Source organism: Niveispirillum sp. KHB5.9, assembly GCF_048066115.1.
Taxonomy (GTDB): Bacteria; Pseudomonadota; Alphaproteobacteria; order Azospirillales; family Azospirillaceae; genus Niveispirillum.
Window position 1 is genome coordinate 1 of record NZ_JBLTYX010000030.1, and the last position, 24,871, is coordinate 24,871.

Here is a 24,871-nt window from a genome sequence, read left to right on the forward strand (position 1 = left end):
GATCAAGTTTCCGCCCGATATGGTGCGAAACGCGCCACCGCCTCATCCACGGCCAGGTGCCGGCCGATGGCGGGAAAGGCCCGCTGGGCGCAATCCGTCCGCTCGCACACCTTGCAGCCGGCGCCAATCGGGATTGCAGCCTCCATGTCCGACAGGTCCATGCCCTTGGCATAGACCAGCCGCCCGGCATGGCGGATGTCACAGCCCAGGCCGATGGCGAACTGCTTGGCGGGCGTGCCATAGCCCCCGGCCCCCTGGCTGACCGTGCGCGCCACCCAAAGATACTGCCGCCCATCCGGCATCAGCGCCCGCTGGGTCAGGATGCGGCCGGGCTGGGCGAAGGCCTCGTACACATTCCACAGGGGACAGGAGCCGCCGACGCGGGAGAAATGGAAGTCGGTGGCCGATTGCCGTTTGGAGATGTTGCCGGCCCGGTCCACCCGCACGAAGAAGAAGGGCACGCCGCGGGCATCGGGCCTTTGCAGGGTGGAAAGCCGATGGCAGATCGTCTCGTACCCCACGCCGAACTGCCGCTCCAGCCGCTCGATATCGTAGCGCAGGTTTTCAGCGGCGGTCAGGAACGGCTGATAGGGCAGGATGACGGCGCCGGCGAAATAGTTGGCCAACCCGATGCGGGCCAGGCGGCGCGCCTCCCCGCCGGAGAAATCGGCCTGGGCCGTCAGCCGGTCCAACTCCTCGGCTTGCTCCAGGAAGGCGATCTGCGTCGCCATATGGAAGGCGCGCTGACCCGCTGTCAGGTCGGAGGACAGATAGAGCGTGCGGCTGGACCGGTCGAAGCGGCGCGACGCGCGGTCCCCTTCCACGCCGCTCTCCACCATCACCACCCGGACATCGTGACGGCGGGCCAGATGCACCAGAAGTCCCGGTGCCATGTTGCCGATGGCGAGGTTCGATCCCCGCTGCAGCGCCGACGCCGCCACATCCAGCGGCTCGACATGATTGTGACGGGCATAGAAGAAGTCCCGCACCTCCTCGAACGGCATCAGCGGCTTGGGCGTGGCCTGCCACTCCTCCCCAAGCCGGGCCGATACCTGTTCCAGCCGCCCCGATGCCTCGCGATAGCGGCGATGCAGGGACAGCAGCGCCCGGCCAACCGATGGCATGCTTGACGCCAGCTCCTTCAACTCCGCCAGCGCCACGCCGTCGGCGACGCCGGCCTCCGTCAGCGCCTCGCGCAGATCGGCGACCAGGCGGGCCTCCTCATCCTCGGAGAACAGCTGCACATCCACGCCGAAGACCGCGTTGATCTTCAGCAGCACGGGCACGGTCAGGGGCCGCAGGTTCTGTTCGAGCTGGTTCAGGTAGCTGGGCGAAAGCTCCAGCGCCCGGGCCAGTGCCGCCTGGCTCAGTCCCTTCTCCTCCCGCAGCCGGCGCAGCCGGACCCCGACGAACTGCTTGCGCATGATCCCACCATTCACAACATTCACATATTCGCAGGGTATCCTGCGCAAATCTTCACTAATTCAGACATTCATTTGCCGATCCATTGCGAATATTGAGAATGGCGTTGGGAATTTGCAAGTGGATTGAAGAGACAGCCATGGAAACCGGCACGACGCTGATGGAGACGGTGGTTTCCGATCCGGCCGACCATGATGGCATGCTGTTCGGTGGCAATGCTCTGCGCCTGATGGGCAACGCCGCCCTGGCTGCCGCCCGCCGCCACACCAACGGCAAGGTGGCGATGACACGGACGGACGATGTGTGTTTCCACCAGCCAGTTGCCATCGGCCAGCTGCTGGAACTGACGGCCCGCGTCATCCATACCGACGCGGCCAGCATGACCATTCTGGTCGACGGAATGGTTCAATCCCCTGCCGGTCGCCGCACCCTGGCGATGAGCGGTTATTTCCAGATGGTCGCCGTGTAAATCACAACCGAGCTGCCGCCGCATCCCGGTGGGCCAGCGCCATGTCCACGAAGGCGCGCAGATAGTCGATGTCGGCGTCGGCTTCCCGGAAGCCCAGGAAAATCTGCTTATCCACGCCGTCCGGCCCCAGCCGCACCGGGGATACCCCGAACCTGCCCCCGAACTCCTCCACCATCCAGCGCGGCAGCGCCGCCACCCCGCGCCCGTGCGAGACCATCAGCAGCATGATGTCCGTCGTCTCGATCTCCTTGTGCCGCTTGGGATTGATGCCGGCCGGCATCAGGAAGCGGGTATAGATGTCCAACCGGTCGGTCGGCACCGGATAGGTGATCAGCACCTCATCCGCCACCTGCCGCGCCTCGACAAATTCCGCATCGCGCAGCCTGTGGTCCGGCCCCACCACCAGCACCTGCTCGTAATCGAATACCGGCTCGAACCGCAGGCCCGGCTTGAACAGCGGGTCCGGCGTCACCAGCATGTCGATATCATAGCCGAACAGGGCGCCGATGCCGCCGAACTGCACCTTCTGGCGGACATCCACATCCACCTTGGGCCAGGTATCGAGATAGGGGGCGACGATCTTCAGCAGCCATTGGTAACAGGGATGGCATTCCATCCCGATGCGCAAGTTGCCGCGCTCTCCCTTGGCGAATTGCTGCAACCGTTCCTCGGCATGGGTCAGTTGCGGCAGCAGGCGGTTGGCCACGGCCAGCAGCCATTCCCCGGCCTGGGTTGGTCGCAGGCTGCGCCCCTCGCGGTGCCAGACCGCGATGCCGATCTGTTTCTCCAGCTTGGCGATGGAATGGCTCAGCGCCGACTGGGTCAGGTTCAACCGGCTGGCCGCCGCGGTCAGGGAGCCTTGGCGATCCACCTCGCGGATGATGGACAGATGGATGCGCTCCAGGATCGACATGATGTTTCCATGTATGATTCAGTTTCATCGAACCATGAAATCATACCATTTTTCTTCATTGATTACAGGTCATATGGTCCAGGTCGTTCCCCAATCCCAAGGCGAAGACCATGGCAACGACCCACAATCTCGGCTTCCCCCGCATCGGCGCCAAACGCGAGCTGAAGTTCGCGCAGGAAGCCTATTGGAAGGGTGAATCCTCCCGCGACGCGCTGATCGCCGTCGGTGCCGCGCTGCGCACCCGCCATTGGCACGACCAGGCCGCCTTCGATCTCGTGCCGGTGGGCGACTTCGCCTTCTATGACCAGATCCTGGACATGAGCTTCACCCTGGGCAACCTGCCGGAGCGGGTGCGGAACTTCCATGGCGACAAGCTGGACAACTATTTCCGCGTGGCGCGCGGCCGGTCGGCCAAGGGCACCGACGACCATGCCGCCTGCTGCGGCGGTGTCGCCGCCGGTGAGATGACCAAATGGTTCGACACCAACTACCATTACATCGTTCCGGAGTTCGACGCCGACACGCGGTTCAAGCTGGACGCGTCGCGCCTGCTGGAACAGCTGGCCGAGGCCAGGGCGCTGGGGGTGAAGGCCAAGCCGGTGATCGTCGGCCCCGTGACATATCTGGCCATCGGCAAGGCCAAGGACGGGTCGGACAGGCTGTCCCTGCTGCCCCGGCTGTTGCCCGTCTATGCCGAGTTGCTGAAGGCCCTGGCCGGCCAGGGCGTGGAATGGGTGCAGATCGATGAGCCGATCCTGGTCACCGAACTGGACGACGCCTGGCGCGATGCCTTCACCCAGGCCTATGCGGCACTGAAGGACAGCGGCGTCAGGCTGCTGCTGACGACCTATTTCGGCCAGTTGCGCGAGAACCTGGACTTGGCCGCCAGCTTGCCGGTCCACGGCATCCATCTGGATGCCATCAATGCCCGCGACGAGGTCAATGCGCTGATCCGCGCCGTGCCGTCCGACCGGGTGATCTCGCTGGGCGTGGTGAACGGCCGCAACATCTGGAAGACCGATCTGACTTCCGTCCTGAACTGGCTGGAGCCGGTGGCGACGCAATTGGGCGACCGGTTGTGGATCGCGCCTTCCTGCTCGCTGCTGCACGTTCCTGTCGATCTGGCGGGCGAACGCAAGCTGGATGAAGAGATCAGGTCCTGGCTGGCCTTCGCCATCCAGAAACTGGCGGAGATCAAGGTGCTGGCCGCAGCCCTGACGCAGGGCTACGATGCCGTCGCCGATGAACTGGCCGCCAACGCGGCCGCCATCGCCGCCCGCCGCAATTCGCCGCGCGTCAACAATCCGGCGGTCAAGGCGGCCGTGGCCCGCATCGATGCCGGCCTGGGCCGCCGCAAGGGTGATTTCGCGACCCGTGCGGCCAAACAGCAGGCCCATCTGAACCTACCGCTCTACCCTACCACCACCATCGGTTCCTTCCCGCAAACCAAGGAAATCCGGCTGGTGCGCAGCGCCTTCAAGGCCGGCAACCTGGACCTGCCTGCCTACAACCAGGCCATGCGGCAGGAGATCGAACGGTCGGTGCGCGAGCAGGAGGCGTTGGGCCTGGACGTGCTGGTGCATGGCGAGGCCGAGCGCAACGACATGGTGGAATATTTCGGAGAGCAACTGGATGGTTACGTCTTCAGCCAGGGCGGTTGGGTACAATCCTACGGCTCGCGCTGCGTCAAGCCGCCGATCCTGTTCGGCGATATCAGCCGCCCGCACGCCATGACCGTGGAGTGGATCGCCTATGCCCAGTCGCTGACCAACAAGCCGATGAAGGGCATGCTGACCGGCCCGGTCACCATCCTGAACTGGTCCTTCGTGCGCGACGACCAGCCGCGTTCGGTTTCCTGCTATCAGCTGGCGCTGGCCATCCGGGAAGAGGTGCAGGATCTGGAGAAGGCCGGCATCCGCATCATCCAGATCGACGAGGCGGCCCTGCGCGAGGGACTGCCGCTGCGCCGCGCGCAATGGCGGGACTATCTGGACTGGGCGATCGAGAGCTTCCGCATCACGGCCAATGGCGTGGCCGACAAGACCCAGATCCACACCCACATGTGCTATTCGGAATTCAACGACATCATCGCATCCATCGCCGACATGGATGCCGACGTCATCACCATCGAAACCTCCCGATCGGACATGGAGCTGCTGGAGGCCTTCGACAATTTCAACTACCCCAACCAGATCGGCCCCGGCGTCTATGACATCCATTCGCCGAACATTCCGACCGAAGACCATATGGTCAACCTGATGAAAAAGGCGGCCGAGCGCATCCCGGCGGAACGCCTTTGGGTGAACCCCGATTGCGGCCTGAAGACCCGGCAATGGAACGAGGTGATCCCGGCGCTGACCGGCATGGTCAGCGCCGCCAGGACCCTGCGCGCCGCCGCCTCATAGCGCGGATACGCCGCTACAACCTTCACAACCTTCCCAAATTCGCAGGATCGTCTCGGCAAATCTTCACCATTTCAGCCATTCACCAAAGCGGGGCGTCTCCCGATGATGCGGCCAAACGGTACATCATCAGGAAACGCCCCCATGAGTGCAGCAGCAGCTGAAACGGCACCCACCTTCAAACCCAAGAAGTCGGTCGCCCTTTCCGGCGTCACCGCCGGCAATACCGCCCTTTGCACCGTTGGCAAATCCGGCAACGATCTGCATTACCGGGGCTATGACATCCTGGACATCGCGGAGCGCTGCGAGTTCGAGGAGGTGGCGCATCTGCTGGTCCATGGCAAGCTGCCGAATGCTGCCGAGCTGCGCGCCTACAAAGCCCGGCTGCGGGCCATGCGCGGCCTGCCGACCAATGTCAAACAGGCGCTGGAATGTTTGCCGGCGTCCGCCCATCCGATGGATGTGATGCGCACCGGCGTCTCGGCCCTGGGCTGCGCCCTGCCGGAGAAGGACGACCATAATATCCCCGGTGCGCGCGACATCGCCGACCGGCTGATGGCCTCACTGGGATCGATGCTGCTCTACTGGTACCACTGGTCCACGAACGGCAAGCGCATCGATGTCGATACCGACGATGACAGCATCGGCGCGCATTTCCTGCATTTGCTGCACGGGAAAAAGCCCACGGCACAGTGGGAGCGGGCGATGCACATTTCGCTGATTCTCTATGCCGAACATGAATTCAACGCCTCCACCTTCACCGGCCGGGTGATCGCCGGCACGGGATCGGACATGTATTCCGCGATCACCGGTGCCATCGGCGCGCTGCGCGGGCCCAAGCATGGCGGGGCCAACGAGGTCGCATTCGAAATCCAGAAGCGTTACGACAATCCGGACGAGGCGGAGGCCGACATCCGAGCGCGGGTGGACCGCAAGGAAGTGGTGATCGGCTTCGGCCACCCCGTCTATACCGTGTCCGACCCGCGCAACGAGGTGATCAGGCGTGTCGCCCACCAGCTTTCCCTGGAAGCGGGGTCGACCAAGATGTTCGACATCGCGGCGCGGCTGGAGGCCGTGATGTGGGAGGTGAAGCGGATGTTCCCGAACCTGGACTGGTTCAGCGCCGTCTCCTACCACATGATGGGCGTGCCCACGGCGATGTTCACGCCGCTGTTCGTCATCGCCCGCACGTCCGGCTGGGCGGCGCATATCATCGAACAGCGCATCGACAACAAGATCATCCGGCCCAGCGCCAACTATGTCGGCCCGGAGGACCGCGCCTTCGTCGCCATCGACCAGCGGCAGTGACCCCTGCACGACAGGTTGATGACAGCAATCGCCGGCCATGATCGGAAATGCCATGAATGAAGACTACCGCAAGCGGTTGCCGGGCACACAGCTGGACTATTTCGATGCCCCCGCCGCCGTGGACACCATCCGCCCCGGTGCCTGGGCCGGATTACCCTACGTATCACGCGTGCTGGCCGAACAGCTGGTGCGCCGCTGCGACCCGGCCCTGCTGACCGACGCGTTGCGCCAGCTGGTGGAACGCCGCCGCGATCTGGATTTTCCCTGGTATCCCGCCCGCGTCGTCTGCCACGACATCCTGGGCCAGACGGCGCTGGTCGATCTGGCAGGATTGCGCGATGCCATCGCCGACCAGGGCGGCGATCCGTCCAAGGTCAACCCGGTGGTGCCGACACAGCTGATCGTCGACCATTCCCTGGCCGTGGAACATGGCGGCTTCGACCCGGATGCGTTCGCCAAGAACCGCGCCGTGGAGGATCGCCGCAACGAGGACCGGTTCCATTTCATCGAATGGACCAAGCGCGCCTTCGAGAATGTCGATGTGATCCCGGCCGGCAACGGCATCATGCACCAGATCAATCTGGAAAAGATGTCGCCGGTGATCCAGGCCCGTGACGGCGTGGCCTTCCCGGATACCTGCGTGGGCACCGACAGCCACACGCCGCATGTCGATGCGCTGGGCGTCATCGCCATCGGTGTCGGCGGTCTGGAGGCGGAGACGGTGATGCTGGGCCGGGCATCGATGATGCGCCTGCCCGATATCGTCGGTGTGCGTCTGACCGGCCGGCGCCGGCCCGGCATCACCGCCACCGACATCGTCCTGGCGCTCACCGAATTCCTGCGCAAGCAACGGGTGGTCGGCGCCTGGGTCGAATTCTTCGGGCCAGGCGCCGACAGCCTGTCCATCGGCGACCGGGCCACCATCTCCAACATGTGCCCGGAATACGGCGCCACCGCCGCCATGTTCTACATCGATGACCAGACCATCGATTACCTGCGCCTGACGGGTCGGGAACCGGAGCAGGTGGCCTTGGTAGAGCAATACGCCAAGGTGCTGGGCCTGTGGGCCGACGCGCTGAAGACGGCCGACTATGAGCGGGTGCTGAGCTTCGACCTGTCCGGCGTCGTGCGCAACATGGCCGGCCCCTCCAATCCGCACAAGCGCCTGCCGACATCCGCCCTGGCCGAACGCGGCATCGCCGTCGATCTGGGCAAGGCGCAGGCGGAAGAGCGTCAGGGGCTGCTGCCCGACGGGGCGGTGATCATCGCCGCCATCACCAGCTGCACCAATACCTCCAACCCGCGCAACGTCGTGGCCGCCGGCCTGCTGGCAAAGAAGGCCAACGAACTTGGCCTGGTGCGCAAGCCCTGGGTGAAAAGCTCCTTCGCGCCCGGGTCCAAGGTGGCGAGGCTCTACCTGGAAGAAGCCGGCCTGCTGTCGGAGCTGGAGAAGCTGGGCTTCGGCATCGTCGCCTATGCCTGCACCACCTGCAACGGCATGTCGGGTGCCCTTGACCCGGCGATCCAGCAAGAGATCATTACCCGCGACCTCTATGCGACGGCTGTCCTGTCCGGCAACCGCAATTTCGACGGCCGCATCCATCCCTATGCCAAACAGGCCTTCCTGGCCTCGCCGCCGTTGGTGGTCGCCTATGCCATTGCCGGCACGGTGCGGTTCGACATCGAACGCGACGTGCTGGGCAGCGACGCTGCCGGCAATCCCATCACCCTGAAGGACCTGTGGCCCTCGGACGAGGAGATCGACGCCATCGTCGCTGCCTCGGTGAAGCCGGAACAGTTTCGCCAGGTGTACGAGCCGATGTTCGGTGCCAACCGCGGCGGTGGAGCCAAGGTCAGTCCGCTTTACGACTGGCGCCCGACCTCCACCTATATCCGCCGCCCGCCCTATTGGGACACCGAAGGGGTGGGGGCGCTGGCGGCCTTCCCGCGCACCTTGAAGGATATGCGGCCGCTGGCCATCCTGCCGGACAATATCACCACCGACCATCTGTCGCCGTCCAACGCCATCCTGGCCAATTCGGCGGCGGGTGAATATCTGGCGCGGATGGGATTGCCGGAGGAGGATTTCAATTCCTACGCCACCCATCGCGGCGACCACCTGACCGCCATGCGCGCCACCTTCGCCAACCCGCAGCTGGTCAATGAAATGGCATTGGTCGACGGAGTGGTGAAGAAGGGCTCCCTGGCCAGGGTGGAACCCGATGGCAAAGTCATGCGGATGTGGGAGGCGATCGAAACCTATCTGGACCGCCGCCGCCCGCTGATCATCATCGCCGGCGCCGATTACGGCCAGGGGTCCAGCCGCGACTGGGCCGCCAAGGGGGTGAGGCTGGCGGGGGTGGAAGCCATCGTCGCCGAGGGGTTCGAGCGCATCCACCGTACCAACCTGATCGGCATGGGCGTGCTGCCGCTGGAATTCAAGCCGGGCACGACGCGCCTGACCCTGGGCCTGGACGGCACCGAAACCTATGATGTGACGGGCGACCGCCGCGCCTGCGCCGACCTGACCCTGGTCATCCGACGCCGCAACGGCGAGCGGGTGGAGGTGCCGGTCACCTGTCGCCTGGACACGGCCGAGGAAGTATCGATCTATGAGGCGGGCGGCGTGCTGCAGCGCTTTGCCCAGGATTTCCTGGCCTCGCAAACCCCGCAGAAGGAAGCGGTCTAATGGCGTCGGCACCGCAAATCCGCATTCCCGCCACCTATATGCGCGGCGGCACCAGCAAGGGCGTGTTCTTCCGGCTGGAGGATCTGCCCGAAAGCGCCCAAGTGCCGGGACCGGCCCGCGACCGCCTGTTCCTGCGGGTGATCGGCAGCCCCGACCCTTATGGCAAGCATACTGACGGCATGGGTGGCGCCACCTCCAGCACGTCCAAATGCGTGATCCTGTCGAAAAGCAGCCGGCCCGGCCATGATGTCGACTATCTGTATGGCCAGGTGTCCATCGACAGTGCCTTTGTCGACTGGTCGGGCAATTGCGGCAACCTGTCCACGGCGGCCGGGGCCTTCGCCATCGATGCCGGCCTGATCGACAAGAGCCGCGTACCCGAGGACGGCATCTGCACCGTCCGCATCTGGCAGGCCAATATCGGCAAAACCATCATCGCCCATGTGCCCGTCACCGGCGGGCAGGTGCAGGAGACGGGTGGTTTCGAGCTGGATGGCGTGACCTTCCCGGCTGCCGAGATCGTGCTGGAATTCCTGGATCCGGCGGACGAGGGGGAGGGTGGCGGTGCGATGTTCCCCACCGGCGATCCGGTGGATGAGCTGGAGATACCGGGCGGCAGACTGCGCGCCACCCTGATCAATGCCGGCATCCCCACCATCTTCGTGAATGCCGCCGATATCGGCTATCACGGCACGGAATTGCCGGGCGATATCAATGACGACAAAGTGGCACTCGCCCGGTTCGAAACCCTGCGCGCCATCGGCGCCGTGCGTATGGGCCTGATCAAGGACATAGCCGACGCGCCCAGGCGCCAGCACACGCCCAAGATCGCCTTCGTCGCCCCACCGGTAGACCATGTCGTCTCCAGCGGCAAGCGGATCGCCGCCGCCGAGGTCGATCTGCTGGTTCGTGCCCTGTCCATGGGCAAGCTGCACCACGCCATGATGGGCACGGCGTCCGTCGCCATCGCCACGGCCGCCGCCATCCCCGGCACCCTGGTCAATCTGGCGGCCGGTGGCGGTACCCGCAACGCCGTCCGCTTCGGCCACCCGTCCGGCACCCTGCGCGTAGGGGCGGAGGCCAGGCTGGTGGACGGCAAATGGCAGGTCACCAAGGCGGTGATGAGCCGCAGCGCCCGCATCCTGATGGAAGGCTGGGTCCGCATCCCCGCCGACAGTTTGTAGTTCACGTTCCTCAAACGCCGTCGCCGCCGCAAAGGTTTCAAGATTCAAGGAAAGCCCATGTCTACCCGCAAACAGCTGAAAGCCCTGGTGGAAGCCCGCCGCGGCGTCATCGTTCCCGGCGCGTTCAACGCGCTGTCCGCCAAGGTGGTGGAGGATCTGGGGTTCGAGGCGATCTATGTCACCGGTGCCGGTGTCACCAACATGTGGTTCGGCATGCCCGACCAGGGCTTCATGGGTCTGGCGGAAATCGCCGACCATACGGCCCGCATCCGCGATACGGTCGAGGTACCGCTGCTGGTCGATGCCGATACCGGCTTCGGCAACGCGCTGAACGTCTATCACACGGTGCGCACCCTGGAACGGGCGGGGGCCGACTGCATCCAGCTGGAAGACCAGGTGGCACCCAAGCGCTGTGGCCATTTCAACGGCAAGGATGTCATCTCCACCGAAGAGGCCGTGTCCAAGATCAAGGCCGCCGTCGATGCCAGACGCGACCCGGACCTGTTGATCATGGCCCGCACCGATGCGGCGGCCGTCCATGGGTTCGAGGCGGCGGTGGAGCGCGCCGCGAGGTTCGCCGAGGCGGGTGCCGACATCCTGTTCGTGGAGGCCGTCACCACGGCCGATGAAATCCGCGCCCTGCCGCAGCGTCTGGACCGGCCGCAGCTGATGAACATGGTGATCGGCGGCAAGACCCCGATCTTCAACGCCACCGACCTGGCGGGCTTGGGCTATGGCATCGTGCTCTACGCCAATGCCGCCCTGCAGGGCGCGGTGATGGGCATGCAGAAGGCGCTGACCGTCCTGCGCGATGAAAGGGAAGTGAGGGAGGATAGCGGTCTCGTCACCCCCTTCGCCGAGCGCCAGCGTCTGGTCGGCAAGCCGGAATGGGACGCGCTGGACAAGCGCTACAGCTGACCGGACGCGGCGGTTTGTATCGGGGCTGGATCGTCCTTCGGGCCGATCCACGGGGGCGGGGGCGGGGCGTTCGCTGGATGGCGCCCTGCCGCACCCTTTTTCCGGCCGGGGCTTGCGGCTACCGGGTCACGGAACGTTCCAGCAGCCCGATGGACCATTCGATATGGCTGTCCATGATGGCGGCCGCCGACCGGACGTCACCCGCCATCACCGCATCCGCGAGCCGGTTGTAGTTGGCGATATAGCCCGGAATATGCGTGCGCATGTCGATGGCCCCGGCCAGGAACCGGTTCCAATATTCGATATTCATCAGGCCCAGCAGATAATCCACATAGGGCTTCTGCCCGATGGCGTTCAGCAGATAGTGGAAATCGTTCAGGACCAGATAGAACTTGAATGAGGGCGGGGCGTCGCGGGCGGCCCGGATGCGCTCCACCGCCGCTTCCACCCTTTGCCGGTTGTCCCCCTCATCGATCCTGCGCGTGGCGGCGACGACGCCGACCCTGGCGATGGGGCCCATGACCTCATAGATCTGGATCAGGTCCTCCAGGGTCAGCTCACGCATCACGGCACCCTTGTCGGGCAGCAGTTCGACCAGCCCCTGCCCCGCCAGCACATGCAACGCCTCGCGCACCGGCGCGCGGCTGAGACCCAGGCGCTTGGCCAGTTCCGCCGCCTTGATGCGCTGGCCGGGGCGCAGCACCCCCTCATCCAGGCTCTGCATCAGCGTTTCATGGACCAGCTGCACCAGCGTGGTCTTGGTGCTGCCATCGGCCAGCAGCTTCGGTGCACCGAATGGCGATGGCGCGATGCCGATACCGGGTGGCAAGCCCTCCATCTCTCCCTCTTCCTCCGCCAGCGGGCGGGGGGTGCGGGTACGCGTCTTGGGCTTTTCATCCGCCCCGGCCTGTTTCATCACCAATCCGCCCCCGATCCTTCTTCATCCGCAGCCCTGCCGGCAAACGACGCGTCGATGCTACGACAATGATCCACCGCCTGAAAAGCAGGCCGGAAGACAGGATAGCGCATCCCCACATAGTGTCGACACATTTTGATATCACCCGACAGCGATCATCATCGCTCAAATATGACCACAACCCATCATGCTGATAATATTTGATTTTTCTGGATGATTTCATTTTGATCCGGAAAAAATTGGCCGGATCAAAAATTCCTTCTTGAAAGTGCCGACACTTTGTGGCGGATTAAAGGGGCGCCCGGCGGGTTACCCCGATATGTCGAGAAACAGGGGGACCGGGCGCTGCGGGACGGCTGCATTCCCTCGGGGAATGACGCCATGGACCATCACGAGACATCGGACGGCCACGGGCCTTGCAGGCGCGCAGGGGATTTGCGTCGGGACGCGTTGCACGCGGCAATCTTGAATTGATTGCCATGGCGACCCTTACACCCGTGCCGCTTTTAGATAAGAATACATATGGAGGACAGGGACATGAGAATGCCGACGCTTCGCCCCTTGCTGACGACCAGCGCGATCCTGGCCGCCCTGGCCCCCGTTCCCGTGCTGGCACAGGCGGCGGATGATTTCACGCTGGAAGAGATCATCGTCACGGCGACCAAGATGGGTGATACCCGCCTGCAGGAAACGCCGATCGCCATCACCGCGTTTACCGCCGACAGCCTGGAAAAGACCGGGATGAAGGATATCCGTGATCTGGCGGGGTCCACCCCCAATCTGGTCATCGCCCAGAACGGCGCCTTCTCCCAGATCTATATCCGTGGCATCGGGTCCAACAACGTGTTCGCCGGGTCCGACCCCAGCACGACGATGCATGTGGATGGCGTCTATATCGCGCGGCCCGCCGCCGCCTTCAGCAATTTCCTGGATGTGGAACGGATCGAGGTTTTGCGCGGGCCGCAAGGCACGCTGTATGGCCGCAATTCCGTGGGCGGCACCATCAATGTCGTCTCCCGCCTGCCCGACCAAAAGGTGCGGGCCAAGGCCCAGGCCACCATCGGCAATTACGACCTCTATCGCGGCGAAGCCTATGTCAGCGGCCCGCTGGTCGAAGACCGGCTCTATGGCAGCGTGTCGGTGATGGGCAGCAAGCATGACGGCTATTTCAAGAATGTCGTCGCTTCCGGCAATGACCGCGCCAGCGAGGATACCTGGGGGGCCCGCGCCATCCTGCGCGCCACCCCGAACGAGGCGCTGGATATCGTGTTCCGGGCCGATTACATGGCCGATTACGGCCATTCCGTTGGCAACCAGGCGCTGTTGCAGCCCTTCCGCCCCGTGGCCGGCGGCCCCGTCGATCCGATCACCGAGGCCATCCGTGGCGACTGGCACAAGGTGGCGGTGGACAGTCCCAGCAATACCGACCGCAAGGTCAAGGGCATGTCGGCGGAGATCACCTACAGCCTGTCCGATGCCATGGAACTGAAGTCGCTGACCGCCTATCGCAAGAGCGATATGGATTATATCACCGACACCGACGCCACCCATCTGCGCCGGCAGGAAACGCGTCAGCGGGAATTCCAGGACCAATGGTCACAGGAACTGAACCTGTCGGGCCGGGTGGACAAGTTCAAATATGTCGTCGGGCTTTATTATTTCGACGAGCACATCGACACCAATACCCTGGTCATCGCCTATAACCTGAACCGTGTCACCAACCCGGCGCCGACCGTCGATACCAAGGCCTGGGCCGGATACGGCCAGGGTTCGTACGACGTGACCGACCAGTTCACCCTGACGTCCGGCATCCGCTACACGGATGAGAAGAAGACCTTCGACCAGTCGCTGAACATCTACACCCTGACCACGGGTGTGCCGCTGGCCACATATCCGCGCCTCTACCTGAACGAGGGCAAATACACGGCCTGGACCCCGAAATTCGGGGCAGAGTTCAAGGTGGATGAGGATGTGATGCTCTATGCGTCCGCCACGCGCGGGTTCAAGTCGGGCGGCTTCAACTTCTCCTCCGCCAACGTGGCCCAGGGCTTCGCCCCGGAAACGTTGTGGAGCTATGAGGCCGGGTTCAAGACGGAATTCGCCGACAAGCGCGTGCGCCTGAACGGGTCGGTCTTCACCTATGATTACAATGATTTGCAGGTGCAGTCCTTCCTGTCGCCGGGCGTGGTGGACATCACCAACGCATCCGACGCCAAGGTGGACGGGGTGGAACTGGAACTGACCACCCGGCCCGTCTCGGGGCTGGAGATCGGTGGTTCGCTGACCTGGCTGGATGCCAAATACAAGAACTATCCCCAGGCACCGGTGCCGGGGGCTACGCCCGTCGTCACCATCGACGCCTCTGGCAAATACCTGAATTCCGCCCCGAAATGGGCCTACAGCCTGTATGGCCAGTACAGTTTCGATCTGGGCGGTGGGTCGGCCTTTGTCCGGGGTGAATATGGCTGGAAGGACCGGCAATATTTCACCCTGGTCAATGACGCCATCCAGACCATGGGCAGCTATGACCTGATCAATGCCAGCTTCGGGTACAGCCCGGCCGACAGCAACTGGCAGGTCATCGTCTATGGCCGCAACCTGTCGGATACGCAGTATCTGGTCTCCACGGGCACCTTCACCGCTGTACCGTCCGGCACACCGGGCGATCCGCGCACCTATGGCATCCGCCTGACCTACAGCTACTGATCCGCCAGGGAAGCCGAAGATGACATCGCCCCTTCACATCGATGGCACCTGGCACCCCGATTTCGCCCCGCTGCGGGAGGTCTTCATCGAGAATTTCCGCAGCCGGGGGGAATTGGGCGCCGCCATCTGCGTCTACCGGCACGGGGAAAAGGTGGTGGACCTGTGGGGCGGGGTCGCCAACCGGGAAACCGGCGCGCTTTGGCAGGAAGACACGATCTGCTGCATGATGTCGGTGGGCAAGTCGATGGCGGCATTCTGCCTGCTGATGCTGATCGATCGTGGCAAGGTCGATCTGGAAGCGCCGGTCACACGCTACTGGCCGGAATATGGTCAGGCGGGCAAGGAAAAGACCAGTGTCCGCATGATCCTGTCCGCCCTCTCCGGCGTGCTTTATGCCGATGCGGCACCGGATGGGGCCGCTTATGACTGGGACCTGATGTGCCGCGCCCTGGCGGCGCAGAAGCCGGAATGGGAACCGGGCAGCCAGGGCGCCTATCACTCCATGTCGGCCGGTTTCCTGCTGGGGGAATTGGTGCGCCGGGTCGATGGCCGTCCCATCGATCGCTTCTTCACCGAAGAGATCGCGCGGCCCATGGGTGTCGATTACCGGTACGGGGTGGGTGACGGTGACCTGCACCGCGTGTCCGATATAATGCCCAACCCGGCCAGCACCACCTTCACCCAGACCCGCGATATCACCACCAAGCTGGGCCGGGCCTGGCGCGTGCGGCCCGCGTCGCCCACGCCCTATAACGACCCCGCCTTCCGCGGATCGGTGGTGCCGTCCGTCAACGGCCATGGCAATGCCCGCGCCATCGCCCGGGTCTATGCCGCCCTGGCCAATGGCGGCACGCTGGATGGCTTCCGGTTGCTGTCGCCGACGCTGGTGGAGGCGATGCGCACCGAAAGCTGGCGCGGCACCTGCGGCATGACCGACCGGCCCTTCCGGTATGGGCTGGGCCTGTTCCTCAACTATCCGCCCATGATGGTGTTCGGCGCCAATCCGCGTGCCTTCGGCCATCCCGGTGCCGGCGGTGCCGTGGGCATCGCCGATCCGGAGGTGGGCCTGTCCTTCGCCTACAGCCCCAATCTGATGTGCGCCGGTGCCGGCATGGGCGACCGCTGCCAGGCATTGGTGGAAGCAGCCCTGGGCCCACAGGCGACAATCGAAATCTGAACCTCTGGAAAGGAGGAAGAGAATGTCCGATTTCAAAGGCAAAGTCGTGCTGGTGACCGGCGGCAGTTCCGGTATCGGCGCCACCCTGGCCCAGGCGCTGGGCGCCCAGGGTGCCCGCGTCGCCGTGGTGGCCAGCAGCAATATCGCCAAGGCCGCCCCCATCGTCGATGCCGTCACCCAGGCCGGCGGCGAGGCCAAGGCCTACGCCGCCGACGTGCGGGACGCGGACGCGGTAACGGCCCTGCTCGATAGTGTGACCGCCGATTTCGGCGGGCTGGACATCCTGGTCAATGCCGCCGGCGTATTCGAACCCAGCCCGGTGGGCGACACGCCAGCCGGTGCCGTGGACCGGATGATGGACATCAATGTGAAGGGCAGCTGGAACTGCCTGCAGGCCGCCGTCCCGCATCTGAAGGCGCGGGGGCGCGGCAAGGTGCTGAACTTCGCGTCGGTCGCCGGCACCATCGGCGTGAAAGGTTTCGCCGTCTATTGCGCCAGCAAGGCCGCCATCGTGATGATGACGCGGGTGGCCGGCGCGGAACTGGCGCCGTTCGGCATCAATGTCAACGCGCTCGCCCCCGGCAATACCGAGACCCCCATGAATGAAGGGCTGCGCAACGCCCCGGAAATGGCCGAAATTCTGGAGGGCATGCGCCGCATGACCCCCAGCGGCGTCACCTTCTCCAAACCGGCGGAGGTGGTACAGGCGGCCCTTTATCTGCTGTCGGACGGGGCGCGGCCGGTATTCGGCACGACGTTGGTCATCGACGAGGGTATTTCGGCCGCCATCGGTTGATAAGAACATAAACGGGGGATGGGGAGTGACACAGATGCTTCGCAAGGACAGCGCCTATGCCTGGTATGTGGCGGCCTTGCTGTCGCTGACCCATCTCATCTCCTTTGTCGACCGGTTCGTGATGAGCCTCGTCCTGGTGCCGATCAAGGCGGAGATGGGGCTCAGCGATACACAGCTGGGCCTGCTGCACGGCACCGGCTTCGTCATCCTCTACACGGTCGCCGCCATCCCCCTGGGCTGGGCGGCGGACCGGGCCAACCGCCGCAACATCATCATTGTCGGCATCGTGCTGTGGAGCCTGGCGACGGCGGCCTGTGGCCTGGCCACCTCGTTCAGCGGCCTGTTCGCGGCCCGTGTCGCCGTGGGCTTCGGGGAAGCCGCCCTGGTGCCGGCCGCCATGTCGCTGATCGCCGCCTATTTCAGCCGGGGCAAGCTGGCGCGTGCCATCGGCACCTTCACCATGGGCGCATCGTTCGGCAAGTCGCTGGCCCTGATCGTCGGTGGCATGATCCTGGCCTATCTGACCGCACAGGGCGGCATGATGCTGCCCGGCTGGGGTCACCTGGCCCCCTGGCAGGGACTGTTCGTCGCGGCCGCCCTGCCGGGCCTGATCGTGGGTCTGCTGCTGCTGTCGGTGCGCGAACCCGCCCGTGCCGATGACGCGGTGGCCAAGCCCGGCCTGAAAGAGGTGTTCGCCCATATCGGCCGGCACCGTGCCGCCTATCTGCTGCACACGGCGGCGGCGTCCTGCGCCATCCTGCTGGTCCAGTCCTACGGCGCCTGGGCACCCACCTTCTATATCCGCAATTTCGGCTTCACCCCGGCCGAAGCCGGTTACGCCGTGGGCCTCGTCGTCCTGATCGCCAGCCCCATCGGCCATCTGACGGGCGGTTATCTGACCGACCGTTTGCAGGCCAGGGGCGTGGCCGGGGCGCCGGGTGTGGTGATCGGCACCATGCTGCTGCTGTCGGTGCCCGTGGCCGCGCTGTTCTGCACCACGACGGACCGCACCCTGTCGCTGGCTTCCTATGCCCTGCTGAATGTCTTCATCACCGCGTCGGCCCCGCCGGGCCTGTCGGGCATCCAGTTGCTGACACCCGAACGGCTGCGCGGCGTGACCAGTGCGTGCTTCATGGCCGCCATCACCTTCACCGCCATCGGCTTCGGTCCCACCAGCATCGGCGTGATCACCGATCTTGTGTTCGGCGATGACAAGGCGCTGGGATCGTCGCTGCTGTTGGCCACCGTCATTTTTGCCGCCTTGGGCGCCCTACTGGGTTGGTTCAGCCGGGCGCCGGTGCGGGCCGCCACCCCAACCTAACTCCTCTTTCAACATCCGTCCGCCGGGTAGGGCGGCCCGTAGCGGCCGCCAAGGGAACCCTCTTGCCCGGCCCTTGGGAGATATCCATGCGCAAGTCCGAAAAGGTGATCATCACCTGTGCCATCACCGGCTCCATCCACACGCCGACCATGTCGCCCTATCTGCCCATCACCCCGCAGGAGATCATCGACCAGTCGGTGGAAGCGGCGGAGGCCGGTGCCGCCATCCTGCATTTGCATGCCCGCGACCCGATCGATGGCCGGCCGTCTGCCGATCCCGAGCTGTTCATGCAGTTCCTGCCGCAGATCAAGCAGCGCTGCGACGCCATCGTCAACATCACCACCGGCGGCGCGCCGGGCTTCACCGAGGATGACCGGCTGGCCGCCCCCTTGCGGGCGTTGCCGGAGATGACGTCGCTGAACATGGGGTCGATGAATTTCGGCATCTTCGGTCTGGCCGACAAATATACAGAGTGGAAGCACCCGTGGGAGCAGCCGTTCCTGGCCGCCAGCAAGCGCTTCGCCGCCAACCATAATTTCGAACTGATCGAACGCATCATCCGCGAGCTGGGCGAAGGCCACGGCACCAAGTTCGAATATGAATGCTACGACCTTGGCCATCTCTACAATGTCGCGCACTTCGCCGACCGGGGGCTGATCAAGCCGCCCTTCCTGATCCAGGGCATTTTCGGCGTGCTGGGCGGCATCGGCGCCGATCTGGAAAACCTGACCCTGATGAAGCAGACGGCCGACCGGCTGTTCGGCAATGACTATTACCTGTCCGCGTTCGGCATCGGCCGGCCGCAGATGCGGTTCCTCACCATGTCGGCGATGCTGGGCGGCAATGTCCGCGTCGGGCTGGAAGACAGTTTGATGATCGGGCGCGGGCAGCTGGCCAAGAGCAATGCCGAACAGGTGCGCAAGATCAGGACCATCCTGACCGAACTGGGCATCGAGATCGCCACGCCCGACGAAGCGCGCCGGATGCTGGAACTGAAGGGCCAGGATCGGGTGGCGTTTTAGCAACCTGGCAAGCCCCTCGTCGTCATCCCGGCGAAAGCCGGGACCCAGTAGCCACAAGAACAAGCCTCAACGCAGCGTCGATCAACGCAGCCGAAAGGTCGGGCACGCCGCCCCTGGGTCCCGGCTTTCGCCGGGATGACGGGAAAAGAGACGCCTCACATCACCCCAAAAACAGAGAGCCACCATGCGCTTCGCAACCGATACCGGCGGCACCTTCACCGATCTGGTGGTGGAGGATGATGACGGCGCCATCAGCATGCACAAGGCTTCCACCGTGCCGGGCGATCCGGTGCAGGGCGTGCTGGCGGCCCTGACCCTGGCGGCCCAGGCGCAGGGCCTGGATCTGGCCGGCCTGCTGGACCGGGGCAGCACCTTCATCCATGGCACCACCCATGCCATCAACGCCATCATCACCGGCCGCACGGCGCGCACCGCCCTGCTGGTGACGGCAGGACACCGCGATATCCTGACCCTGCGCGAGGGCGGGCGGATCGAGCCGTTCAACCATTCCGTCCCCTACCCCGCCCCCTTCATCCCGCGTGCGTTGACCTTCGAGGTGCCGGAACGGCTGATCCATGACGGGTCCGCCCACCGCCCCCTGGACAGGGCGGCCCTGGTCGGGATCATCGAACGGTTGAAGGCGGAAAAGGTGGAGGCGGTGGCCGTCTGCCTGCTCTGGTCCACCATCAATCCCGCACACGAGTTGCTGGTGGGCGAAGCGCTGGCGGAGGGTCTGCCCGGCGTGCCGGTCAGCCTGTCGCATCAGGTGAACCCCAGCCTGCGGGAATTCCGCCGCGCCTCCTCCACCGCCATCGACGCCGCGCTGAAGCCGTTGATGGGCCGTTACTTGGGCGGGCTGGAGGCGCGGATGCGCGAAGCCGGGTTCAAGGGCGATGTCATGGTGCTGACCAGTGCCGGCGGCATGATGCCGGCCACCGAGCTGGCCGCCGCCCCCATCCGCATCATCAATTCCGGCCCCTCCATGGCCCCCATCGCCGGCCATCACTACGCGGGCCTGGAAGGCGATGCCGACAGTGTCATCGTCGCCGACACCGGCGGCACCACCTATGACATCTCCCTGGTCCGCAATGGCCATGTGCCCATGACCCGCGAGCTGTGGATCGGTCAGCCGACACGCGGCCATCTGGTGGGCTACCCGTCGGTGGAGGTGAAAAGCGTGGGTGCCGGCGGCGGGTCCATCGCGCGGGTGGATGCGGGCGGGCTGTTGCATGTCGGGCCGGAAAGTGCCGGTGCGGTGCCCGGCCCCGTCTGCTATGGCCGTGGCGGCATCCTGCCCACGGTCACCGATGCGGCCATCACGCTGGGCTTCCTGGACCCGGATTTCTTCCTGGGTGGGGCCATGAAGCTGGACCGGGACGCCGCACGCGCCGCCATCGACCTTCATGTGGCCCGGCCGCTGGGTGTGACCGTTGAAGAAGCGGCCTGGAGCATCATCCACCTGTCCACGGAAAACATGGTGCAGGCCATCGCCGACATCACCGTGGCCCAGGGCATCGATCCCGCCCGATCCGTGCTGATCGGCGGCGGCGGGGCGGCGGGGCTGAATTCCACCTTCATCGCCAGGCGCCTGGGCTGTGAACGGCTGATCATCCCGGAAACGGGGGCGGCGTTGAGTGCGGCCGGCGCCATGATGTCGGAGATCACCAGCGAATATGCCGCCAGCCTGTTCACCAGCACGGCCGATTTCGACTTCGCCAAGGTCAACGCCGCCCTGGCCGACCTGACTGCCCGGTGCGAGGGCTTCGCCGCCAAGTCCGGCGATCCGTCCCGCCCGGCGGAGATCGGCATCATCGCCGAGGCGCGATACGAGAACCAGGTCTGGGACATCGACGTCGCCCTGCCGCTCGACCAGTTCATGGGGGACGCGGATGTGACGCATTTGCGTCGCGTCTTCGATGCCGCCCACCGGCAGATCTTCACCATCGACGATCCGTCCTCCCCGGTGGAGATCGTGGGTTTGCGCGCCACCGTCCGCTGCCGGGTCCGGCCCTTCACCAGCTTCCGCCTGGGCGGTGACGGCGAGGTTGCGGAAGAGGCGGCCTGCACCCGCCCCGTCTGGTTCCAGGGGACGGGCTGGGTGGAAACGGCCATCCACCGGCTGGATGCCATGCTTTCCGACCGGGTTTTCCAGGGGCCTGCCATCATCGAAAGCCCCTTCACCACCATCGTCGTCGATCCGGGCGCCAGCGTGTTCCGCTCCGCGCACGGCAACATCGTCATCCATCCAGAGGGGCAGAGCCATGATTGACACCAAGCTGAACGGTGCGGAACTCGCCATCCTCAACAGCCGGTTCGAAGGCGTGGTGCGCAAGATGGCCAATACGCTGCTGCGTACCGGCCGGTCGGGCGTGCTGAACCGGGCGCGGGATTTCTCCTGCTGCATCGTCACCGACGCGGGCGACCTGCTGGCGGCGGCGGAAAGCCTGCCCATCCATGTGCTGGCCGGGCCCGACATGATGGCCCGCACCATGAAGCAGTTCCACCCGGCGCTGAAGCGCGGCGACGCCTTCCTGCACAATTCCCCCTATCATGGCTGCTCCCACCCCGCCGACTTGACCCTGCTGGTGCCGGTGATCGATGAGGGTGGCGTGCACCGTTTCACGGTGCTGGCCAAGGCGCATCAGGCCGATATCGGCAATTCCGAACCCACCACCTATATGGGCAATGCCCGCGACCTCTATCATGAGGGCGCGCTGATCTTCCCGGCCGTGCAGGTGCAGCGGGATTACCAGGATATCGACGACATCATCCGCATGTGCCAGATGCGCATCCGCGTGCCGGGCCAGTGGCATGGCGACTATCTGGCCATGGTCGGTGCCGTCCGCATCGGGGAGAAGGAACTGCTCGCCATGGGGCGGGAACTGGGCTGGGAAAAGCTGCGCAGCTTCTCCGGCCAATGGTTCGATTATTCCGAGGCGGCGATGGTCGAGGCGCTCGCCCATCTGCCCGACGGCATGGTTGAGGCCAGCAGCACCCATGACCCTTTCCCCGGCATGTCGGAAACGGGCGTGACCATCAAGGCGACGGTCGCGGTGGACAATGCCGCAAGGTGCATCAAGGTCGACCTGACCGACAATCCCGACAGCCTGCCCTGCGGCATGAACCTCAGCGAGGCGTGCGCGAGGACGGCCGCGATGATCGGGGTGTTCAATTCGCTGGACCACCGGGTGCCCAAGAATGCCGGCGCCTTCCGCCGCATCGACGTGGTATTGCGGCGCGGCTGCATCGCCGGCATCACCGAACATCCCTATAGCTGTTCCACGGCCACCACCAACATTGCCGACCGCGTGGCCAATGCCGTGCAGGTGGCCATCGCCGACCTGGGCGACGGGTTCGGCATGGCGGAGGTCGGGGCGGTGATCGCGCCATCGGCCGGGGTCATCTCCGGCATCGATGCCCGCAACGGCCGGCCCTTCGTCAACCAGATCTTTCTGGCCTTTTCCGGCGGGGCCGCCAGCCCGCATGCCGATGCCTGGTGGACCACGGCCCATGTCGGCAATGCCGGCATGTGCTGCATCGACGGGGTGGAGTTGGACGAGCTGTACCAGCCGCTGCTGGTGCTGCGCCGGGGCTTCCTGCCCGACAGCGAGGGAGCGGGACAATTCACTGGCGCCCCTTCCACCATCGTGGAATTCGGGCCGCTGGTCGGCGGGTTCGATATCGGCTACGGCTCCGACGGGCATATCAACGCGCCCCTGGGCGTGCGCGGCGGCGGTACGGGCGGGCGGGCCGACCAGTGGCTGGTCCGCGCCGATGGCGGGCGCGAGGCACTGCCCGCCTGCGCCCTGGTCAATGTCCGGGAAGGCGATGTGATCACGGCGATTTCGGCTGGCGGCGGCGGTTATGGCGACCCGCTGGCCCGCACGCCCGACAGCGTGGCCGGTGCCGTGCGCGAAGGCTACCTGTCGGCGGCCCGCGCCCACGATGTCTACCGTGTCGCCCTGGACGCGCAAGGCCATCCCGACCTTTCCGCCACGCAAGCCCTGAGGGCCGCATCATGAAGCAGCGCGTCATCGTCACCGCCGGGGCCGCCGGCATCGGCTTGGCCATCGTCGAACGGTTCCTGGCCGCCGGGGCCGATGTCGCCATCTGCGATGCCGATCCGGGACGGGTCGCGGCGGTATTGGAGACCCATCCCGGCCTGATCGCCACCACCCTTGACGTATCGGACAGCGAGGCGGTCAACCGTTTCGTCGCTCAGGTTCACGACCGCTGGGGTGGGGTCAACACCCTGGTCAACAATGCCGGCATCGCCGGACAGATCGGCCCCGTCACCGATATCGGCGACACGGGCTGGCGCACCTGTTTCGAGGTCAATGTCCATGGCGCCTTCTTCCTGATGCGCGCCGTGACCCCGCTGATGAAGGCGCAAGGTGGCGGGGCGATCATCAACATTTCCACCGGATCGGTGACCACCCTGCCCCTGGACCGCTCCCCCTATATCGCGTCCAAATGGGCGCTGGAGGGGCTGACCAAGGCAGCCGCACGGGAATTGGGGCCGGACAATATCCGCGTCAACGCCATCCGCCCCGGCTTTGTCGATAGCGAACGCATGCGCGGCATCCTGGCCGGCATCGCCCGCCAGCGCGCCACCGATGCCGCCAGCGTGGAGGCGGAATTCCTGCAATACATCTCCATGCGCAGCAAGGTGCAGCCGCACGAGATCGGCGACATGGCCGTGTTCCTGGCATCCGACGCCGCCCGCCACGTCACGGGCCAGTTGATCGCCGTCGACGGCAATGTCGAGTGGGAGTGACCAACATGGCCCGTATCCCCCCTTTGACCGCCGAGGAACTGGCGGCACGCGATATCGACCTGTCCTTCATCGGCGATGACTTCCACGAACTGCCCAACAGCGTGCCCACACTGGCCTACCGTCCCGACATATTGCGGGCGGCCGGCACGCTCTGGGCCACGATCATGGGGCCGGGCACGGTCGATCCCGGCCTGAAATGGCTGGTCGGCTTCATGACCAGCATGGCGGCGGGCTGCCGTTACTGCTCCGCCCATACCGGCACGGGTGCCAATGGCAACCATGTCGCGCCGGAGAAACTGGCCGCGATCTGGGATTTCGAACACAGCCCCCTGTTCGCCGAGCCCGAGCGCGCGGCGCTGCGCGTGGCGATGGGCGCCGGCCACACCCCCAACGCCGTCAGCGACGCCGATTTCGCCGCCCTGGCCGGGCATTTCAGCCGCGAACAGCAGGTGGAAATCGTCTCGGTCATCGCCCTTTACGGCTTCTTCAACCGCTGGAACGACACGATCGGCACCACATTGGAACCCACGCCGCGCCAGTTCGCGGAAATGCATCTGACGACGCCGGGCTGGGAGATCGGCAAGCATGGCTGAGACATCACCCTGTGGTCCGCCCGACCGCTGGTGCGTGGAGACGGGCCGGCAGGTGGTGTACCCATGGGGCATCTGACCACGCAGCATTCCATGCGGCTGATCTGACCGGGTGCCGCCCGCCGACGGCAAAAGCCCCGCATCTCATTGAGATGCGGGGCTTTTGCATGGGGCTCCGGACCGGCGGTGATCGCGACGGCCGGCACCCCGCAAATCCAGTCATCGATCCCGGACGGCACGGGAACAAGAACTCCTATTGCG

At 65.2% G+C, this 24,871-nt stretch carries 18 protein-coding genes; 15 read left to right on the forward strand and 3 right to left on the reverse strand.

What is annotated here, in order from left to right:
- Nucleotides 1–2: 2 nt before the first annotated feature.
- The gene (locus ACM9HJ_RS28480; RefSeq protein ID WP_416575186.1) at nucleotides 3–1,424 is read right to left on the reverse strand and encodes a short-chain fatty acyl-CoA regulator family protein; all 1,422 of its coding nucleotides are present in this window, start codon (nucleotides 1,422–1,424) and stop codon (nucleotides 3–5) included.
- A gap of 137 nt (nucleotides 1,425–1,561) precedes the next feature.
- Between ACM9HJ_RS28480 and ACM9HJ_RS28485 the strand changes: the two genes are divergently transcribed.
- On the forward strand, nucleotides 1,562–1,891 hold the full coding sequence (locus ACM9HJ_RS28485) for an acyl-CoA thioesterase (protein ID WP_416575187.1): 330 nt from the start codon (nucleotides 1,562–1,564) through the stop codon (nucleotides 1,889–1,891).
- A 1-nt stretch (nucleotide 1,892) separates the two neighbouring features.
- On the opposite strand, the gene ACM9HJ_RS28490 is transcribed toward ACM9HJ_RS28485, so the two are convergent.
- Entirely contained in the window at nucleotides 1,893–2,804 is a 912-nt protein-coding gene (locus ACM9HJ_RS28490; protein ID WP_416575188.1) for a LysR family transcriptional regulator, read from the reverse strand.
- A gap of 110 nt (nucleotides 2,805–2,914) precedes the next feature.
- On the opposite strand from ACM9HJ_RS28490, the gene metE reads away from it, so the two are divergent.
- From metE to ACM9HJ_RS28515, 5 genes are all read left to right on the forward strand, one after another.
- On the forward strand, nucleotides 2,915–5,209 hold the full coding sequence (gene metE / locus ACM9HJ_RS28495) for a 5-methyltetrahydropteroyltriglutamate--homocysteine S-methyltransferase (RefSeq protein WP_416575189.1): 2,295 nt from the start codon (nucleotides 2,915–2,917) through the stop codon (nucleotides 5,207–5,209).
- Nucleotides 5,210–5,350: 141 nt separating this feature from the next.
- Nucleotides 5,351–6,514 carry a bifunctional 2-methylcitrate synthase/citrate synthase gene (gene prpC / locus ACM9HJ_RS28500; RefSeq protein WP_416575190.1) on the forward strand — a complete coding sequence of 388 codons (1,164 nt, stop codon included), beginning with the start codon at nucleotides 5,351–5,353 and terminating at the stop codon, nucleotides 6,512–6,514.
- Between the two features lie 52 nt (nucleotides 6,515–6,566).
- Nucleotides 6,567–9,203: a Fe/S-dependent 2-methylisocitrate dehydratase AcnD gene (gene acnD, locus ACM9HJ_RS28505; RefSeq protein WP_416575191.1), complete on the forward strand. Its 2,637-nt coding sequence runs from the start codon at nucleotides 6,567–6,569 to the stop codon at nucleotides 9,201–9,203.
- Nucleotides 9,203–10,387, forward strand: a complete 1,185-nt coding sequence (prpF, locus tag ACM9HJ_RS28510; RefSeq protein ID WP_416575192.1) for a 2-methylaconitate cis-trans isomerase PrpF — start codon at nucleotides 9,203–9,205, stop codon at nucleotides 10,385–10,387. Before acnD ends, prpF begins: the two co-directional genes overlap by 1 nt.
- A 57-nt stretch (nucleotides 10,388–10,444) precedes the next feature.
- Nucleotides 10,445–11,305: an isocitrate lyase/PEP mutase family protein gene (locus tag ACM9HJ_RS28515; RefSeq protein WP_416575193.1), complete on the forward strand. Its 861-nt coding sequence runs from the start codon at nucleotides 10,445–10,447 to the stop codon at nucleotides 11,303–11,305.
- Nucleotides 11,306–11,423: 118 nt separating this feature from the next.
- Here the strand turns inward: ACM9HJ_RS28515 and ACM9HJ_RS28520 are convergent, their stop codons facing one another.
- Nucleotides 11,424–12,221 carry a GntR family transcriptional regulator gene (locus tag ACM9HJ_RS28520; protein WP_416575229.1) on the reverse strand — a complete coding sequence of 266 codons (798 nt, stop codon included), beginning with the start codon at nucleotides 12,219–12,221 and terminating at the stop codon, nucleotides 11,424–11,426.
- A gap of 543 nt (nucleotides 12,222–12,764) precedes the next feature.
- Here ACM9HJ_RS28520 and ACM9HJ_RS28525 point away from each other — a divergent pair.
- From ACM9HJ_RS28525 to ACM9HJ_RS28565, 9 genes are all read left to right on the forward strand, one after another.
- Nucleotides 12,765–14,927, forward strand: a complete 2,163-nt coding sequence (locus tag ACM9HJ_RS28525; protein ID WP_416575194.1) for a TonB-dependent receptor — start codon at nucleotides 12,765–12,767, stop codon at nucleotides 14,925–14,927.
- A gap of 19 nt (nucleotides 14,928–14,946) precedes the next feature.
- A complete protein-coding gene (locus ACM9HJ_RS28530; RefSeq protein WP_416575195.1) occupies nucleotides 14,947–16,104 on the forward strand; it encodes a serine hydrolase domain-containing protein in 1,158 nt (385 codons plus the stop codon).
- 22 nt (nucleotides 16,105–16,126) lie between these two features.
- Nucleotides 16,127–16,900, forward strand: a complete 774-nt coding sequence (locus ACM9HJ_RS28535; RefSeq protein ID WP_416575196.1) for an SDR family NAD(P)-dependent oxidoreductase — start codon at nucleotides 16,127–16,129, stop codon at nucleotides 16,898–16,900.
- A gap of 34 nt (nucleotides 16,901–16,934) precedes the next feature.
- Nucleotides 16,935–18,221 (forward strand): MFS transporter, encoded by a 1,287-nt coding sequence (locus ACM9HJ_RS28540; RefSeq protein ID WP_416575230.1) that lies wholly within the window; start codon nucleotides 16,935–16,937, stop codon nucleotides 18,219–18,221.
- 86 nt (nucleotides 18,222–18,307) lie between these two features.
- Entirely contained in the window at nucleotides 18,308–19,243 is a 936-nt protein-coding gene (locus ACM9HJ_RS28545; protein ID WP_416575197.1) for a 3-keto-5-aminohexanoate cleavage protein, read from the forward strand.
- 184 nt (nucleotides 19,244–19,427) lie between these two features.
- Nucleotides 19,428–21,512 carry a hydantoinase/oxoprolinase family protein gene (locus ACM9HJ_RS28550; RefSeq protein WP_416575198.1) on the forward strand — a complete coding sequence of 695 codons (2,085 nt, stop codon included), beginning with the start codon at nucleotides 19,428–19,430 and terminating at the stop codon, nucleotides 21,510–21,512.
- Nucleotides 21,505–23,265, forward strand: coding sequence for a hydantoinase B/oxoprolinase family protein (locus ACM9HJ_RS28555; RefSeq protein WP_416575199.1), 1,761 nt, complete (start codon nucleotides 21,505–21,507; stop codon nucleotides 23,263–23,265). The genes ACM9HJ_RS28550 and ACM9HJ_RS28555 overlap by 8 nt, the downstream gene beginning before the upstream one ends.
- A complete protein-coding gene (locus ACM9HJ_RS28560; protein WP_416575200.1) occupies nucleotides 23,262–24,020 on the forward strand; it encodes an SDR family oxidoreductase in 759 nt (252 codons plus the stop codon). Before ACM9HJ_RS28555 ends, ACM9HJ_RS28560 begins: the two co-directional genes overlap by 4 nt.
- 5 nt (nucleotides 24,021–24,025) lie before the next feature.
- Entirely contained in the window at nucleotides 24,026–24,613 is a 588-nt protein-coding gene (locus ACM9HJ_RS28565) for a carboxymuconolactone decarboxylase family protein (protein WP_416575201.1), read from the forward strand.
- Nucleotides 24,614–24,871 lie beyond the last annotated feature (258 nt).

Coding starts and splice junctions, on each gene's coding strand:
- ACM9HJ_RS28480 (WP_416575186.1), bottom strand. CDS start 1,424: ATGCGCAAGCAGTTCGTCGGGGTCCGGCTGCGCCGGCTGCGGGAGGAG.
- ACM9HJ_RS28485 (WP_416575187.1), top strand. CDS start 1,562: ATGGAAACCGGCACGACGCTGATGGAGACGGTGGTTTCCGATCCGGCC.
- ACM9HJ_RS28490 (WP_416575188.1), bottom strand. CDS start 2,804: ATGTCGATCCTGGAGCGCATCCATCTGTCCATCATCCGCGAGGTGGAT.
- metE (WP_416575189.1), top strand. CDS start 2,915: ATGGCAACGACCCACAATCTCGGCTTCCCCCGCATCGGCGCCAAACGC.
- prpC (WP_416575190.1), top strand. CDS start 5,351: ATGAGTGCAGCAGCAGCTGAAACGGCACCCACCTTCAAACCCAAGAAG.
- acnD (WP_416575191.1), top strand. CDS start 6,567: ATGAATGAAGACTACCGCAAGCGGTTGCCGGGCACACAGCTGGACTAT.
- prpF (WP_416575192.1), top strand. CDS start 9,203: ATGGCGTCGGCACCGCAAATCCGCATTCCCGCCACCTATATGCGCGGC.
- ACM9HJ_RS28515 (WP_416575193.1), top strand. CDS start 10,445: ATGTCTACCCGCAAACAGCTGAAAGCCCTGGTGGAAGCCCGCCGCGGC.
- ACM9HJ_RS28520 (WP_416575229.1), bottom strand. CDS start 12,221: ATGAAACAGGCCGGGGCGGATGAAAAGCCCAAGACGCGTACCCGCACC.
- ACM9HJ_RS28525 (WP_416575194.1), top strand. CDS start 12,765: ATGCCGACGCTTCGCCCCTTGCTGACGACCAGCGCGATCCTGGCCGCC.
- ACM9HJ_RS28530 (WP_416575195.1), top strand. CDS start 14,947: ATGACATCGCCCCTTCACATCGATGGCACCTGGCACCCCGATTTCGCC.
- ACM9HJ_RS28535 (WP_416575196.1), top strand. CDS start 16,127: ATGTCCGATTTCAAAGGCAAAGTCGTGCTGGTGACCGGCGGCAGTTCC.
- ACM9HJ_RS28540 (WP_416575230.1), top strand. CDS start 16,935: ATGCTTCGCAAGGACAGCGCCTATGCCTGGTATGTGGCGGCCTTGCTG.
- ACM9HJ_RS28545 (WP_416575197.1), top strand. CDS start 18,308: ATGCGCAAGTCCGAAAAGGTGATCATCACCTGTGCCATCACCGGCTCC.
- ACM9HJ_RS28550 (WP_416575198.1), top strand. CDS start 19,428: ATGCGCTTCGCAACCGATACCGGCGGCACCTTCACCGATCTGGTGGTG.
- ACM9HJ_RS28555 (WP_416575199.1), top strand. CDS start 21,505: ATGATTGACACCAAGCTGAACGGTGCGGAACTCGCCATCCTCAACAGC.
- ACM9HJ_RS28560 (WP_416575200.1), top strand. CDS start 23,262: ATGAAGCAGCGCGTCATCGTCACCGCCGGGGCCGCCGGCATCGGCTTG.
- ACM9HJ_RS28565 (WP_416575201.1), top strand. CDS start 24,026: ATGGCCCGTATCCCCCCTTTGACCGCCGAGGAACTGGCGGCACGCGAT.